Here is a 15217-nt window from a genome sequence, read left to right on the forward strand (position 1 = left end):
GAGTTATCCCAGTCTTATGGGTAGGTTACCCACGTGTTACTCACCCGTCCGCCGCTAACTTCATAAGAGCAAGCTCTTAATCCATTCGCTCGACTTGCATGTATTAGGCACGCCGCCAGCGTTCATCCTGAGCCAGGATCAAACTCTCCAATAAAGTTAGTTTGTCTAGCATCTAAAAATAAAAATTGACGTTTCACGTTGTTTGTTTCGTTTAGTTTTCAAAGTTCAATGCCGCGTTTCAGCGACTTTTATAACTTAACATTTCGACTTGAATCTGTCAACAACTTTTTTCTTTCGTTCCTGACGACGCTTATTAATTTATCATATTACTAATCGATAAGTCAACGCTTTTTTAAAAAATGCCAAAATAATTTTATCTTGGCATTATATATAGCTTAATAATCACTAATGCAGCAACACCTGGCACCCCTAATAAACTTGATACTGTAGCTGTGCCCATGTTAATTGGAATATGAAAATCGAAATATGTCCCTGCAACATTCACAATAAATAGTAACGCTATACCTAAAGTGACATGAAAGAGTGCTTTCCCTATAAAACGTATTGGTTTAGCAGAAACACCAAAAACAAGAAAAATAAAAACTAAAGAAAGAATGCCAACAATAATAATTGTAGAATTCATTTTTTCCTCCTTATGAATGACCTATACATATCCATTTGTATGGGACAAGACAAGAAAAAAGAACATCTATAACATAACTCCTACCACTTCATCTTCATAACCTTTAATCAGTAATCTTTCTTCTAAGCACTAGCAATTAGATACAACTAATTCCATTCCCATTTTTTCTTTCTCCTCTTTATATCCCAAAAATAAAGTAGCCCTATTACTCACAAATAAATCGATAAAAAGTAAAAGGTCCCGCTTTAAAAAGCAGGACCTTTTACCATTGTTCCATTTTCACAGGACGACGTTTTGCTTCTTTTAACAAGAAAAAATATTTCGCCTCTGCTATTTTTAAAGAACAAAGTACATCTTGAGACGGCTCAACACTTTGTTCAACCAGTCTCTTCTGACGTAGCCATTCATTCTTTACCTTTTCTAATAATACAATTAACTTATCGTCATACTCTTTACGCAACTTACCCTTTTTTTGAAAGAACATTTTCCCTTCTCCTCTTATATCTCTCTACGGCCTTCTAAAGCTTTCGATAGTGTTACTTCATCTGCATATTCTAAATCTCCACCAACTGGCAGACCATGTGCAATACGAGTTACTTTAATTCCTGTTGGCTTTAAGAGGCGGGATATGTACATCGCTGTGGCTTCCCCTTCAATATTAGGGTTTGTTGCTAATATCACTTCTTGTACTGTTTCATCTTGCAGTCTCTTTAATAACTGCGGAATATTAATATCCTCTGGTCCAATTCCCTCCATTGGAGAAATGGCACCACGCAAAACATGATATACACCTTGATATTCTTTCATTTTTTCCATCGCAATTACATCTTTCGGCTCTTGTACTACACAAACAACCGATTGATCCCTATGCGAATCGTCACAAATATAACAAGGATCGCGGTCAGTGATATGTCCGCACACAGAACAATACGCTAAATCTCGCTTTGCATTCACAAGTGCTTTCGCAAAACCTAGTACATCATCCTCTTTCATATCTAACACGAAGAATGCCAATCGAACCGCTGTTTTCGGTCCAATTCCTGGCAACTTCATAAAACTATCGATTAATTTTGATATCGGTTCTGGATAATGCATATATCAATATCCTCCTAGAACATTCCACCTGGTAAGTTCATGCCCTTTGTAAATTTGCCCATTGTAGAGTTTGAAAGTTCATCAACCTTTTTAAGTGCATCATTCGTTGCAGCTAATACTAAGTCTTGTAACATTTCGATATCTTCTGGATCTACAACTTCTTCTTTAATTTTCACTTCAAGAACTTGCTTATGACCATTTGCAATAACAGTAACCATTCCGCCGCCAGCTGTACCTTCAACTGTTTTTTCGCCAAGCTCTTCTTGCGCCTTCGCCATGTCCTTTTGCATCTTTTGCATTTGTTTCATCATATTATTCATATTTCCCATTCCGCCACGCATCATAATTAATTCCTCCTCATTATTATTACTCTTTTATTTCAATAAGTTCTTGCCCTACTAATTTTACAGCCTCTTCTATAAGAGGATCTTCTTTTTGTTCTGGGCTTTCTTCAGAATCCCCGCCTTCGCGTTGTAAAAAGTCTTCACGAATTTTACCCCATTCACTTTTTGGGATAGCAATCATATTTAACCTTTTACTTAACAATTCAAAAAGGGTTTGTTCCAATGTATCCATCGCTTCTCGATTTTCACTAGCCATTTTGCAATGAATCTCATATTGAAATGCTAACACATAGGTATCATCCGAAGCCGCAACTGGTTCACTATTTTCTAATAAAACAGCAAATGCTACTTTGTTATGTGACTTGAGCCTTCCTAATAATTCGCCCCATACAGCTTTTAACTGTTCTAAATCTTGACGCTTCGCTTGCTTTAACACTTCATTCACACGTCCAACAGGAATTTTCATACTTCCTGTTCGTACTGGTTTTGGTGTTGCCCGCGTCTCTCTTACTTCCTGCTGCACACCAGCTGGCACGCCATTCTTTTTAACTTGCTCTAACTCTTTCTCCAACTGCTGCATCCTGTTCACAATCGCTTGTAAACGATCTGCGCCGTTTGCTTGCATCATAAACTGCTGACACAGTTGCACCATAACAACTTCCAAGAATATTCTTGGATGGTTTGTCCACTTCATCTCCTGTTGTCCCTTACTAAGGGTATGAATAATTTCATAGATTACTTCCGGTTGCATTTCTTCACTTAACGTACGGAATTGATCATCTACAATTACCCGTTCCAACATATGTTCTAATTGTGGTGAAGTTTGATATAAAAGCATATCACGATAGTAGTAAATGAAATCCTCCATAAAGCGAACTGGATCTTTCCCTTTACTCATCATCTCATCTATAATACGTAACGCTCTTGATACATCATTTTCACGTATACATTCTACCAGGTCACCCAAATATCGCTGAGATACAGATCCTGTTACAGCTAAAACATCTTCACTCGTCACCGTCTCATCACTATAAGAAATAGCTTGATCAATAAGACTGAGCGCATCACGCATACCACCTTCGGCGGCACGCGCTACGATTTGTAACGCTTCATCTTCTACTTGCGTACCTTCATTTGTCACGACCGTCGATAATCTCTCAACGATATCATTTACTGATATCTTTCGAAACTCAAAACGCTGACAACGCGAAATAATTGTAGCTGGAATTTTATGCGGTTCTGTTGTCGCCAGAATAAAAATAACATGTCCTGGCGGCTCTTCTAAAGTTTTCAAAAGCGCATTAAAGGCACCCATAGAAAGCATGTGAACTTCATCAATAATGTATACTTTATATCCTACAGCACTTGGAGCATATTTTACTTTATCTCTTATATCTCGAATTTCATCTACACCGTTATTTGAAGCCGCATCAATTTCTAATACATCTGAAATAGACCCTTGTGTAATTCCTAAACAAGAAGGACATTCATTACAAGGTTCAGCTACCGGGGCGTGTTCACAGTTAATTGCCTTTGCAAATACTTTTGCAATTGTCGTTTTCCCTGTTCCCCTCGGACCCGAAAACAAATAAGCATGTGAAGCTTTCTCTTGAAGAAGGGCATTTTGCAACGTTTTTGTCACGTGCTTTTGACCGACTACATCTTCGAATTTTTGCGGTCTCCATGTTCGGTATAACGCTTGGTATGACACGAAAATACGGCCTCCCTCAAAGGTTATTATCTTATTTATTATAACCCATTCTGTTTATAGATTCCAAAAGTTATTTTCCATACAAAAAACTCACCTTTATATAAAGGTGAGTTTTGTATACATATATAACTGCCGTGCACCTTCTGTCGATTACGTACCATAAGCGTTACTCAAGCAGTTAGCTCGGTTCAGGCACTCCTGCGGCACACGAGAAAACCCGCTTATTGCTGCTTCCTTCCGGACCTGACAAGGTTCACGGGGTCCCGTTGCGCAGGACCCAAACGTCAACACCACTTACTTAAGGCAGACCTTACAGCAACATAACCTCGAGAAGGGATTCAGCCTCGCTAGAGCGGATTGCGAGTATAGGGCACCGCTACCTCCCCGCTTAGCACGGCAAAGTTAAAACCAATATTCGGTTGCCTTGGATAAGGCATTATCAGTATAACTTGTTTTTTTACAAAATGCAAATACGTTAGTTACCATTACTTTTCTCTAGTTTTTTCACTTCTTTTCTTTTCTTACGAAGCTCCCTAAAAAAAATCGTTAACAACGTACCACATTCTTCTTCAAGTACACCAGGCACTACTTCACACTGATGATTAAAACGCTCATCAGTTAAAAGATTCATCAACGTACCTGCACATCCACCTTTCGGATCGCTCGCACCATATACAACCCGTTTTATACGCGATAAAACAATTCCCCCTGCACACATTGGGCAAGGTTCTAATGTTACATATAACGTTGCATCTTCTAAACGCCATGTCCCTAATTTTTTGCAAGCTTCATCAATAGCTAAGAGTTCGGCGTGAGCTATTGATCTCTGTTCAGTTTCTCTTAAGTTATGTGCGACACTAATCACTTCACCATCTAGCACAATTACAGCACCAATTGGTACCTCTTGTATCGCCTCCGCCTTCTTCGCTTCCTCTATTGCTAACTGCATAAAATATATATCTCGCTCCATAATATAGTCCTTTCACCAAAAATAAAATACACTTTTTCATTTCTTGCAGGTGGGATAACTTTTACAAATTCAATCCAACCTAAAGAAGAAAGAGAGGGAATTACATATGAAAAATACTGCCTTACTCATTATCGATATGATTAATGATTTTCAATTCTCCCACGGACCCATCCTGGCACAGAAATGTGAAATTATAAAGAACCCCATTTTACAATTAAAGGACACCATGAAATCATTGGGCTATCCAATAATTTATGTCAATGATCACTATCAACTTTGGAGATCTGATATTGATCAACTTATCACCCATTGTACAAATGAGTATAGTAAAAATATTATCGAGGCCATTGCTCCGCATACTGACGATTACATTTTTATTAAACCACATTACTCTGCTTTTTATGAAACACCTTTGAATTCTTTATTAGGTTATTTAAAAATCGAAAATCTCATTTTAACAGGAATTGCCGGGAACATATGCATCCTTTTTACAGCTAATGATGCCCATATGAGAAATTATACACTTTATGTACCACGGGATTGCATCGCTTCTAATAACGAGCAAGATAATGAACATGCTTTAAAAATAATGGAAGCCACATTAAAGGCAAATATTGTACCGTCATCCCAAATAAAATTTAATTAATACATATCTATTTTCTAACTTTTTATATCAAATTAGTCCGCTCGCTCCCCTCTTGTGCTACAATAATTCTGTTTTGTGTTTTTAGTAGTCACGGTAAATCACTGATTGAAAGGAGGAAACAGCGTGACCGGAGTACCATTTATCACGGTTGAAGGACCAATTGGTGTTGGAAAAACTTCACTTGCGAAGGAACTTTCAACTCACATGCAACTCCACTTACTAAAAGAGATTGTTGATGAAAATCCTTTTTTAGGAAAATTCTACGAAGACATCGACGAATGGAGTTTTCAAACAGAGATGTTCTTTCTTTGTAATAGATACAAACAACTAGAGGATATTAACATAAAGTATTTGAATCAAAGAAAGCCTGTAGTAGCAGATTATCATATATTTAAAAATTTAATTTTTGCATCCCGTACATTAAAAGATTCTCAATATGACAAGTACATGCAAATTTATCGCATTCTTACGCAAGATATGCCTGTGCCAAATGTCATCGTTTATTTAACAGCGAGCCTAGAAACATTACAAAAACGAATTGCCATGCGCGGAAGAGAATTCGAAAAAAATATGGATCCAAATTACTTGCTACAGCTTACAAAAGATTACGAAACAGCAATGGATGCTTTCAAAAAGGACCATCCAGATATTCCAGTATTGAAATTTAATGGAGACGATATGGATTTTGTAAGAAATCCTGATGATTTAAATGTCATCTTATCAGCTCTTCAAAATACTCTCTTGAAGGAGTCGAAATAACAATGAATTTAAGGCAAAAATATGATATACCAAATGATGCAGTTATCACTATTGCTGGAACAGTAGGTGTCGGTAAATCAACTATGACAACTGCATTGGCTAACGCTTTAGGTTATCGTACATCTTTTGAAAAAGTAGATTCCAACCCATATTTGGACAAGTTCTATGCTGATTTCACACGCTGGAGCTTTCACTTACAAGTGTACTTTTTAGCAGAACGATTTAAAGAACAAAAAAGAATTTTCGAATATGGTGGCGGTTTTGTTCAAGACCGTTCTATATATGAGGACACTGGTATTTTCGCAAAAATGCATTACGAAAAGGGTACAATGACTGAAACTGATTATGAGACATACAAAGGGTTATTTGATGCTATGGTCATGACTCCTTACTTCCCTCATCCAGACTTATTAATTTACCTAGAAGGTTCTTTTGATGATATTGTCGATCGTATTCAAGAACGAGGACGTCCCATGGAGCAGCAAACACCAATTGAATATTGGAAAGAGATGCATGGACGTTACGATAACTGGATTAATAACTTTAATTCATGCCCTGTTTTACGATTAAACATTAATGAATACGATATTTTAAAAGATGGCGATTCAATCGAACCAATCATTAAAAAAATTGGACATTTTTTAAAACAAACACGTAAACTTGTAAAATAAAAAACCCGTGCATATGCACGGGTTTTCCTATGAAATTACTTTTTCTTTTTTGTCGGAGCAATAATTTCACTCTCTGGCTTTCCAGCATTAATACGCTGACGAACAGTACTCGTACTAATATCATATGTTTCAGCAATCTCTTTAACAGTCAATTCTTTCCCATTAATTACTGCTGTTAGTAATTTCCCTGTACGTTTTGGAGTTACTTCTTTTTGCACAGCTGGTTTTTCAGCTTCTTTTGGTACCTCTACTTTTTTTGCAACCTGTTTTACATCACAAGTGCAACCACAAAGTTTACGGAATGTATCATCACTTATAATGCGCGACACATTTGCACCACTGTTTAAAATTCTATTGTTCTTACAGACAGGACATTGTACATAATATAAAGTTTTTCCATCTAAAGGAAACGTTTGTATAATAAGATCCATGTTAACTCCTTTCATATCTATGAAGATAATCATCGGAATATGAGTGTGTAATAAGGACACTATATCCTTACATCATACTTTATGATTGGTTTTAAAATAAAAACTCGTTACGTGTTGGTAACGAGTTCTCCAATCTCCACTTATATGCGCTGTTGTCAATTATATCTGGAGGAGGTAGAGGGATTCGAACCCCCGCGCGACTCTCGCCGCCTGTCGGTTTTCAAGACCGATCCCTTCAGCCAGACTTGGGTATACCTCCATATTGACATCAAATATAATATCAAAAGAAAAACAGTTAGTCAACCCTACTATAATAAATTATGAGGAAAGGAAAATTTTACTTCCCCTCTCCTTTATGACACTGCTGACAACGTCCATAATTACCAATCACTCATACCGATGAATGTTTTAACTTATTTAATAACTGTTTTTCCTCCCATATAAGGGCGAAGAACTTCTGGAATTATAATTGTACCATCTTCTTGTTGGTAGTTCTCTAAAATAGCTGCCACTGTACGTCCAATTGCAAGACCAGATCCATTTAGTGTATGAACATGTTCCGGTTTACCATTTGGCTCACGACGGAAACGGATATTCGCGCGTCTCGCTTGGAATGCCTCAAAATTACTACAAGAAGAAATTTCACGATATGTACCATAGCTTGGAATCCATACTTCAATATCGTATTTCTTCGCTGCTGTAAATCCTAAATCTCCTGTACACATGCTCATAACGCGATATGGCAACTCTAATAATTGTAACACGCGCTCTGCATCATTTGTTAATTTTTCTAACTCTTCGTAAGAATCTTCTGGTTTCACGAACTTCACAAGTTCAACTTTATTAAATTGGTGTTGGCGAATTAAACCACGTGTATCACGACCAGCTGAACCTGCTTCAGAACGGAAGCATGAGCTAAACGCAGCATATCGTATCGGCAATTGCTCTTTACTCACAATCTCATCACGATGCATATTCGTTACAGGTACTTCAGCTGTTGGGATTAGGAAATAATCTTCACTTTCAATACGGAATGCATCTTCTTCAAACTTTGGAAGTTGTCCTGTTCCTGTCATACTTGCACGGTTTACCATATAAGGAGGCAATACTTCCTCATATCCATGCTCATCAGTATGAAGGTCAAGCATAAAGCTAATCAAAGCACGTTCTAATCTTGCACCAGCACCTTTGTAAAATACAAATCGGCTTCCTGTTACTTTCCCAGCACGTTCAAAATCTAAAATCCCTAAATCAGTAGCAAGGTCCCAATGTGGTTTTGGCTCATAAGTAAATTCTTTCACTTCTCCCCAAGTACGTGCTACTACGTTATCATCCTCTGTTTCGCCTATTGGGGCAGATTCATGAGGGATATTTGGGATAGATAGCATTAATCTTTCTAAATCTTCTTCAACTGTACGAAGCTCATTATCAAGATCTTTTACTTTTTCCCCAACTTCACGCATTTCTAGAATTAGAGCTTCCGCATCTTTCTTTTCACGCTTTAATACTGAAATTTGTTGAGATACTTCGTTACGTTTACTTTTTAGTTCTTCTGTTTGAACAAGTAGCTCTCTTCTTCTCGTATCAAGTTCTTCAAAGCGACCAAAATCCGTTAAATCTTCGCCTCTATGCTGTAATTTTGCTTTTACTTCTTCAAAATTCGTACGTAAAAATTTAATATCAAGCATTATATACTCCTCCTTTTATTTTATAAAACACAAAAAACTCCCGTCCCTATACAAAGGGACGGGAGTTAACCCGCGTTGCCACCCTAGTTGAAAGCATTACCGCTTTCCTCTCAAGTAGAAATAACGGCTCTTCACCGGGAATGTTTACTAATCAAAAGATATTCCACATTCCATTCCAGGATGGATTCACGAACTGTTTCTATCGATTTCCACCAACCATCGACTCTCTATAAGAAACAACATTTGTTACTACTTCCTATCAACACGCTTATTTTATAAAATTGTTATCATCAATTTACTATAATCTTATACAAGTTGCAAGTTACTTATACAACTTTTTTCATTTTCGCTTCTTTTACCATTTCTACAAAGTATGCTGTTACACGATGATCATCCGTTAATTCCGGATGGAAAGAAGCAGCTAAAAACGGCCCTTGCCTTACCGCTACCATTCGCTCGCCATGCATAGAAAGTACTTCAACATCATCAGCTACATTTACAACATACGGAGCACGGATAAATACACCAACAAAGTCTTCTCCCACACCTTTAATTGAAAGTGCAGCTTCAAAACTATCTTTTTGGCGTCCGAACGCATTGCGCTCAACCGTAATATCCATAGCACCAATATGTGCTTCTTCATAGCCAATAAGTGTTTTCGCAAGAAGAATCATTCCTGCACATGTACCAAACATTGGTTTACCAGACTTCGCAAATGTACGAAGAGGCTCCATGAAAGCATACTTATCAATAAGACGGCGCATTGTTGTACTTTCACCGCCTGGTAAAATAAGACCATCAATCTCTTCAAGTTGCTCTATACGCTTTACAACAACAGCTTCTGCACCACTTGCCTCAACTGATTTTACATGCTCACGAACTGCACCTTGAAGACCTAGTACACCGATTTTCACCATTTTAAAGATCTCCTTTAATTACCATCCACGCTCTTGCATGCGTTGTTCTGGTAATAACGTTGAAATTTCGATACCTTTCATTGCATTACCTAATCCTTTAGAAAGGCTTGCAATTAGTTCGTAATCTTCATAATGAGTCGTTGCTTCAACGATTGCACGTGCAAATTTCTCTGGGTTCTCTGATTTGAAGATACCAGATCCAACAAATACACCATCAGCACCAAGTTGCATCATTAACGCTGCATCTGCTGGTGTTGCTACACCACCTGCTGCAAAGTTTACAACTGGCAGGCGACCAAGGCGTTTAATTTCAAGTAGTACTTCATAAGGAGCACCAGTATTTTTTGCATATGTCATTAACTCATCTTCACGTAGACTTGCAACTTGACGGATTTCTGCATTGACTTGGCGCATATGACGCACTGCCTCTACAATGTTTCCTGTTCCAGGTTCACCCTTTGTACGAAGCATAGCTGCACCTTCTGCAATACGACGTGCAGCTTCTCCGATATCGCGGCAACCACATACAAACGGAACTGTGTAATCACGTTTATTTAAATGGTATACTTCATCAGCAGGAGTCAATACTTCACTCTCATCGATATAGTCTACCCCTAATGATTCTAATACACGTGCTTCTACAAGGTGACCGATACGACATTTTGCCATAACCGGAATTGATACAGCACCCATAACTTCTTCAACAATTGTTGGATCTGCCATACGAGAAACGCCACCTGCTGCACGAATATCTGCAGGTACACGCTCTAATGCCATAACAGCAACTGCGCCTGCCTCTTCTGCAATCCTTGCTTGCTCAGCGTTAACTACGTCCATAATAACGCCGCCTTTTTGCATTTCTGCCATTCCACGTTTTACACGTTCTGTCCCTGTTACATTTGTCATGTACAAAAACCCCCCTAGGTGAATTGCTTTCCCCCGTTAAAGAAGAAAATTAAGAATACTCTTACATTCTACCACTAACTATCTGATGCTTGTCCACTATTTTTTCATAAAGTCGGTATGAAAAATAGGAATAAGAAAAAGCTCCTACAATGAGGAGCTTTTAAAACCAACCTGTTACTGTATCAACAGCACTATTCCACATACCACTAAAGAAAGAACCAATTCCGCGCATAGAACGTGTGAACCAGCCTGCCTCTTCTACTTCAGATTTTGTTACAAGGTCTACTTGTAATGATTTTCCTGATAAAAATCCAGGATCATTACTATCTTTAGACGTTACAACCATTTGGCCAAGTGTAACTCCCTTTTTCATAGGTGCCTCTTGTCCCTTATTTCCTTCTTTAAATTCTGTTTTATAAACGTCTTTACTTCCCTTTGGCACCGGAAGTGAAACAGCTTGCTTCGTTTGAACTGCCACATCTTTATCTTTCGCATTTTCAACTCTTACTGTTTCTCTTCCTTTAACCGAAGAACCTTTTTCATACATTTTCTTCATTTCAAAGCTAGCAAAGCCATAATCATATAATTTCTTTGTCTCATCAAATCTTGCCGTGTGAGATTTTGTTTTAATAACTACAGAAATGAAACGCATACCATTTCTTTCAATCGTACCAGTGAAACAATCTCCTGCTTCTGGAGTTGATCCTGTTTTCAGACCATCTACGCCTTCGTATTCCTTAATTAACCCCTTTAACATCCAGTTCCAGTTAGGCATTTCAATCCGATCCGGAGTACCTTCACGGAATACTTTTTTTGAAATTTTTGCTATGTCTAATGTTTTAGGGAAATCTTGAATAAGACGTTGTGCTAAAATTGCTACATCTCTCGCAGACATTTTATTTTCTTCATCTGGAGTTGTCCCTTCAGGATGGTGTCCTTTTAAATCTTTGTTCGTTAAGCCCGTAGAATTTACAAACTTATAATTTTTTAATCCAAACTCTTTCGATTTATCATTCATCATTTTTACAAAGTCTACTTCTTTTCCAGCAACTGCTTCAGCTAACGCTATCGTTGCACCATTAGCAGAATAAATTGCCATTGCTTCGTATAGCTCTTTTACTGTATAAGATTCACCATTTCGTAGAGGCACATTCGATAATGAACGATCTTGCGAAATGTTATACGCATATTCGGAAACCTTAACTTTTTGATCCCATTTTAGTTTCCCTTTCGCAATAGCCTCGTTCACTAGGTATTCACTCATCATTTTTGTCATACTAGCAATTGATAATAACTCATCTGCATTTTTTTGATATAAAATCTTCCCAGAATTCGCTTCTACTAAAATTGCCGCACCTGCTTCAATGTTTAAAGCGGCTCCTGTTTCTGCTGATGCATTGCTATATGGTACAAGCATGCTACAAGCTATTGTAAGCACTGTTACCAACGCAATGAATCTTTTGCAAAACATACCTTTCACTTTTGCTACCCCCAATATCTATGTACTCACATAACCGTTATTCTAACATAATCAAAAAAAAATAGACAGAGATATCAAATCTCTGTCTATTTGTATATAAGACATTACAATGAGTAGTTTGGAGCCTCTTTTGTAATCTGTACGTGATGAGGATGGCTTTCACGTAAACCTGCACCTGACATACGAATGAACTGTGCATTCTCACGTAAGAATTCTAAATTCTGCGCTCCGCAATATCCCATACCTGCACGTAATCCACCAACTAATTGATGAACTGTATCTGCTAAAGGTCCTTTATATGGTACTCGTCCTTCAATACCTTCAGGAACAAGTTTTTTGTTTCCTTCTTGGAAGTAACGATCTTTACTTCCTTTTTCCATCGCTCCAACAGAACCCATACCACGATATACTTTAAATTGGCGACCTTGATAAATTTCAGTTTCTCCAGGGCTTTCAGCAACACCAGCAAACATACTACCTAGCATAACAACGTGTGCTCCTGCTGCTAAAGCTTTAACCATATCACCAGAGTACTTAACACCGCCATCAGCAATAACTGGAATACCGTGTTTACGAGCTTCTGTTGCACAATCATAAACTGCTGTTAATTGTGGTACACCAACACCAGCTACAACACGCGTTGTACAAATAGAACCTGGTCCAATACCAACTTTAACTACGTTTGCACCAGCCTCAATTAATGCTTTCGTTGCTTCAGCTGTAGCAACATTTCCAGCGATAATATTTAGTGCTGGATATTTCGCACGAACTTCTTTTACTTTTTCAATAACACCTTTAGAATGCCCATGAGCTGTATCAAGTACAATTGCATCTACGCTAGCTTTTACTAATGCATCGATACGAAGCATAGCATCAGCCGTTACACCAACAGCTGCTCCAACTAATAAGCGTCCTTGCTTATCTTTAGCAGAGTTTGGGAATTCAATTACTTTTTCAATATCTTTTATTGTAATAAGCCCTTGTAATACACCGTTATTATCAACAAGAGGGAGCTTTTCAATTTTATACTTTTGTAGGATTTTTTCAGCTTCTTCCAGTGTAGTACCAACTGGAGCTGTAATTAACTGTTCTTTTGTCATTACGTCAGAAATTTTGATTGAGTAGTCTTGGATGAAACGCATATCACGGTTTGTAATAATACCAACTAATTTTCGCTCATCTAAATTATTTACAACTGGTACACCTGAGATACGATATTTTCCCATAAGATGTTCTGCATCATATACTTGATGTTCTGGAGTTAAGAAGAAAGGATCTGAAATAACGCCGCTTTCAGAGCGCTTTACTTTATCAACTTGCTCTGCTTGTTGCTCAATAGACATATTCTTATGAATAATTCCTAAACCGCCTTGGCGAGCCATTGCAATAGCCATGTCAGCTTCTGTTACTGTATCCATTCCTGCACTAATTAACGGGATGTTTAGCTGTAAGCTTTCAGATAAAACTGTTTTAACACTTACTTCTCTTGGTAATATATCTGACCTCGCTGGTACAAGTAATACATCATCAAAAGTCAAACCTTCTTTAACAAATTTAGATTCCCACATAATTTTTCCCCCCATGATACCAGAAATTATTATTAGTAGCTTATCAATTGGTTAAAATACTGTCAAGGACGTATATATATGTTAGAATTTTTAGACAATAAAAGGAGCGTAATATATGCATCAAACACATTGTACTTGGCAGCAATTAAGTTTCTTTTTTTCATCTCAAAATGTACAACGTTATCTTGCCCGTTGTTATGAAAAATCCTCCATACAAGATGCTGAAAAAAAAAGTTTTGAAAACTGTTATCCCTTTATTTACTACTTAGAACACGGGAAAAATTATTATGAATTATATAAGGTGGCCCCCTTTTCGATTCAGCCAATGTTGTTATTTTATGGAATTAGCCAACTGTTTAAAGCTTGCTTGTTAACTATTGATCCTAACTACCCAGAATCAACTACTGTTTTAGCTCATGGCGTTACGACTCGTAAACGGAAAAAACAGGGGTATCAATTTTTAGAAGATGAGGTGAAAATACAGAAAAACGGATTGTTTACTCACGTTGCAGAACAAGCGTTTCACATGAAACACTTAGAAGCGGAGAAGTTTAATATGTTAGAGCTAATGGGGAATATTCCTGAATTACAAAATTTGTTGCGCTATAGTCAAAAAGTATCAACTTTATATAAGATCGATTCAACAAATAAAAATGAGCTCTCCTTTTCAGTCAATATATTAGATCGACTACATATGACTAAAGAGCGATTTTCTCGTTACATCGAAACAACTTGTAAGCATTTATCAATACAACACGTACCTGAGAAAAATAATGAATTAAATTTGTTTTTTTCGGCACCTATTCAATCATGGAATCCTATGTATAGTACACCTTTATACTATGAGCATCTTACTGACACTTATTATTTACCACTTACGACTGACCCTAGAAACTCTAAGCCAGTGTTGCCTGAGCTTCTTGTTCATTATTTATTACTCTATAATTTAAGTATGATTTCTAGGTATGAAACGGATTGGTGGTATGACTTACTTGGAAGTTATGGATCTGAAGATTATCCGTTTATTTATCAATTTCTCAATATTTCTGCTCAAAAAATCCCTTACTATATTTCAGCATTTTTACTAACGGAATCCAACCTATTTCATGGGAAATAAAAAAACACGAGTCAAATGACTCGTGTTTTTATCTTGCTTGGCGACGTCCTACTCTCACAGGGACAAGGTCCCAACTACCATCGGCGCTAGAGAGCTTAACTTCCGTGTTCGGTATGGGAACGGGTGTGACCTCTCTGCCATCATCACCAAACTATGAAGGTATATTCCTTCAAAACTAGATAACATTTGCTTCATATTATATGGTTAAGTCCTCGATCTATTAGTATTCGTCAGCTCCACATGTCACCATGCTTCCACCTCGAACCTATCA

The 15217-nt window shown here is 37.5% G+C and carries 16 protein-coding genes, 1 tRNA gene, 2 rRNA genes, 1 other RNA gene and 1 other annotated feature; of the genes, 4 read left to right on the forward strand and 16 right to left on the reverse strand.

All coding sequences use genetic code 11. The features are described from left to right. The 8 genes from AC1DS7_RS28230 to tadA form a co-directional block, all read right to left on the reverse strand. Positions 1 to 154: ribosomal RNA gene (locus AC1DS7_RS28230) — 16S ribosomal RNA — on the reverse strand; the annotation flags it as partial. Positions 155 to 373: 219 nt separating this feature from the next. Then, a complete protein-coding gene (locus tag AC1DS7_RS28235) occupies positions 374 to 643 on the reverse strand; it encodes a pro-sigmaK processing inhibitor BofA family protein (protein WP_002009632.1) in 270 nt (89 codons plus the stop codon). A 262-nt stretch (positions 644 to 905) separates the two neighbouring features. Next, positions 906 to 1127, reverse strand: a complete 222-nt coding sequence (locus tag AC1DS7_RS28240) for a YaaL family protein (RefSeq protein WP_002009631.1) — start codon at positions 1125 to 1127, stop codon at positions 906 to 908. Positions 1128 to 1141: 14 nt separating this feature from the next. After that, positions 1142 to 1738 carry a recombination protein RecR gene (recR, locus tag AC1DS7_RS28245; RefSeq protein ID WP_002009629.1) on the reverse strand — a complete coding sequence of 199 codons (597 nt, stop codon included), beginning with the start codon at positions 1736 to 1738 and terminating at the stop codon, positions 1142 to 1144. A 14-nt stretch (positions 1739 to 1752) separates the two neighbouring features. Then, on the reverse strand, positions 1753 to 2079 hold the full coding sequence (locus AC1DS7_RS28250; RefSeq protein ID WP_170935248.1) for a YbaB/EbfC family nucleoid-associated protein: 327 nt from the start codon (positions 2077 to 2079) through the stop codon (positions 1753 to 1755). A gap of 25 nt (positions 2080 to 2104) precedes the next feature. Continuing rightward, on the reverse strand, positions 2105 to 3793 hold the full coding sequence (dnaX, locus tag AC1DS7_RS28255; RefSeq protein WP_215588658.1) for a DNA polymerase III subunit gamma/tau: 1689 nt from the start codon (positions 3791 to 3793) through the stop codon (positions 2105 to 2107). 132 nt (positions 3794 to 3925) lie between these two features. After that, positions 3926 to 4190: signal recognition particle sRNA large type (gene ffs / locus AC1DS7_RS28260), an RNA gene on the reverse strand. A 78-nt stretch (positions 4191 to 4268) separates the two neighbouring features. Next, positions 4269 to 4763: a tRNA adenosine(34) deaminase TadA gene (gene tadA, locus AC1DS7_RS28265; RefSeq protein WP_002029304.1), complete on the reverse strand. Its 495-nt coding sequence runs from the start codon at positions 4761 to 4763 to the stop codon at positions 4269 to 4271. Between the two features lie 106 nt (positions 4764 to 4869). Here tadA and AC1DS7_RS28270 point away from each other — a divergent pair, with 106 nt between their 5' ends. From AC1DS7_RS28270 to AC1DS7_RS28280, 3 genes are all read left to right on the forward strand, one after another. Beyond that, complete coding sequence (locus AC1DS7_RS28270) at positions 4870 to 5409, forward strand: cysteine hydrolase family protein (RefSeq protein ID WP_002130738.1); 540 nt, start codon at positions 4870 to 4872, stop codon at positions 5407 to 5409. A gap of 123 nt (positions 5410 to 5532) precedes the next feature. Then, positions 5533 to 6168 (forward strand): deoxynucleoside kinase, encoded by a 636-nt coding sequence (locus AC1DS7_RS28275; protein WP_002009621.1) that lies wholly within the window; start codon positions 5533 to 5535, stop codon positions 6166 to 6168. A gap of 2 nt (positions 6169 to 6170) precedes the next feature. Continuing rightward, on the forward strand, positions 6171 to 6839 hold the full coding sequence (locus AC1DS7_RS28280; RefSeq protein WP_002009620.1) for a deoxynucleoside kinase: 669 nt from the start codon (positions 6171 to 6173) through the stop codon (positions 6837 to 6839). A gap of 35 nt (positions 6840 to 6874) precedes the next feature. On the opposite strand, the gene AC1DS7_RS28285 is transcribed toward AC1DS7_RS28280, so the two are convergent. From AC1DS7_RS28285 to guaB, 7 genes are all read right to left on the reverse strand, one after another. Beyond that, complete coding sequence (locus tag AC1DS7_RS28285) at positions 6875 to 7270, reverse strand: sigma factor-like helix-turn-helix DNA-binding protein (protein WP_002029297.1); 396 nt, start codon at positions 7268 to 7270, stop codon at positions 6875 to 6877. A 166-nt stretch (positions 7271 to 7436) separates the two neighbouring features. Continuing rightward, positions 7437 to 7529, reverse strand: a tRNA-Ser gene (locus tag AC1DS7_RS28290). A gap of 154 nt (positions 7530 to 7683) precedes the next feature. Further along, complete coding sequence (gene serS, locus AC1DS7_RS28295; protein ID WP_002009617.1) at positions 7684 to 8958, reverse strand: serine--tRNA ligase; 1275 nt, start codon at positions 8956 to 8958, stop codon at positions 7684 to 7686. A gap of 51 nt (positions 8959 to 9009) precedes the next feature. Further along, positions 9010 to 9230: a binding site (T-box leader), on the reverse strand. A 54-nt stretch (positions 9231 to 9284) separates the two neighbouring features. Beyond that, positions 9285 to 9875, reverse strand: coding sequence for a pyridoxal 5'-phosphate synthase glutaminase subunit PdxT (gene pdxT / locus AC1DS7_RS28300; protein ID WP_002009616.1), 591 nt, complete (start codon positions 9873 to 9875; stop codon positions 9285 to 9287). A gap of 18 nt (positions 9876 to 9893) precedes the next feature. Continuing rightward, entirely contained in the window at positions 9894 to 10781 is an 888-nt protein-coding gene (gene pdxS, locus AC1DS7_RS28305) for a pyridoxal 5'-phosphate synthase lyase subunit PdxS (protein WP_002009615.1), read from the reverse strand. A gap of 160 nt (positions 10782 to 10941) precedes the next feature. Beyond that, positions 10942 to 12252, reverse strand: a complete 1311-nt coding sequence (locus AC1DS7_RS28310) for a D-alanyl-D-alanine carboxypeptidase family protein (protein WP_154214148.1) — start codon at positions 12250 to 12252, stop codon at positions 10942 to 10944. Between the two features lie 113 nt (positions 12253 to 12365). After that, positions 12366 to 13829, reverse strand: coding sequence for an IMP dehydrogenase (gene guaB / locus AC1DS7_RS28315; RefSeq protein WP_002107266.1), 1464 nt, complete (start codon positions 13827 to 13829; stop codon positions 12366 to 12368). Positions 13830 to 13944: 115 nt separating this feature from the next. Between guaB and AC1DS7_RS28320 the strand changes: the two genes are divergently transcribed. Continuing rightward, positions 13945 to 14946, forward strand: a complete 1002-nt coding sequence (locus tag AC1DS7_RS28320; protein ID WP_476999379.1) for a YaaC family protein — start codon at positions 13945 to 13947, stop codon at positions 14944 to 14946. A 35-nt stretch (positions 14947 to 14981) separates the two neighbouring features. Here the strand turns inward: AC1DS7_RS28320 and rrf are convergent. Continuing rightward, positions 14982 to 15097: ribosomal RNA gene (gene rrf, locus AC1DS7_RS28325) — 5S ribosomal RNA — on the reverse strand. Between the last annotated feature and the right edge of the window lie 120 nt (positions 15098 to 15217).

Source organism: Bacillus sp. P4_E1 (assembly GCF_056401715.1).

Bases quoted from the DNA above. Each gene is read 5' to 3' on its own strand.
- AC1DS7_RS28235 (WP_002009632.1), bottom strand. From the start codon at position 643: ATGAATTCTACAATTATTATTGTTGGCATTCTTTCTTTAGTTTTTATT.
- AC1DS7_RS28240 (WP_002009631.1), bottom strand. From the start codon at position 1,127: ATGTTCTTTCAAAAAAAGGGTAAGTTGCGTAAAGAGTATGACGATAAG.
- recR (WP_002009629.1), bottom strand. From the start codon at position 1,738: ATGCATTATCCAGAACCGATATCAAAATTAATCGATAGTTTTATGAAG.
- AC1DS7_RS28250 (WP_170935248.1), bottom strand. From the start codon at position 2,079: ATGCGTGGCGGAATGGGAAATATGAATAATATGATGAAACAAATGCAA.
- tadA (WP_002029304.1), bottom strand. From the start codon at position 4,763: ATGGAGCGAGATATATATTTTATGCAGTTAGCAATAGAGGAAGCGAAG.
- AC1DS7_RS28270 (WP_002130738.1), top strand. From the start codon at position 4,870: ATGAAAAATACTGCCTTACTCATTATCGATATGATTAATGATTTTCAA.
- AC1DS7_RS28280 (WP_002009620.1), top strand. From the start codon at position 6,171: ATGAATTTAAGGCAAAAATATGATATACCAAATGATGCAGTTATCACT.
- AC1DS7_RS28285 (WP_002029297.1), bottom strand. From the start codon at position 7,270: ATGGATCTTATTATACAAACGTTTCCTTTAGATGGAAAAACTTTATAT.
- serS (WP_002009617.1), bottom strand. From the start codon at position 8,958: ATGCTTGATATTAAATTTTTACGTACGAATTTTGAAGAAGTAAAAGCA.
- pdxT (WP_002009616.1), bottom strand. From the start codon at position 9,875: ATGGTGAAAATCGGTGTACTAGGTCTTCAAGGTGCAGTTCGTGAGCAT.
- pdxS (WP_002009615.1), bottom strand. From the start codon at position 10,781: ATGACAAATGTAACAGGGACAGAACGTGTAAAACGTGGAATGGCAGAA.
- AC1DS7_RS28310 (WP_154214148.1), bottom strand. From the start codon at position 12,252: ATGTTTTGCAAAAGATTCATTGCGTTGGTAACAGTGCTTACAATAGCT.
- guaB (WP_002107266.1), bottom strand. From the start codon at position 13,829: ATGTGGGAATCTAAATTTGTTAAAGAAGGTTTGACTTTTGATGATGTA.
- AC1DS7_RS28320 (WP_476999379.1), top strand. From the start codon at position 13,945: ATGCATCAAACACATTGTACTTGGCAGCAATTAAGTTTCTTTTTTTCA.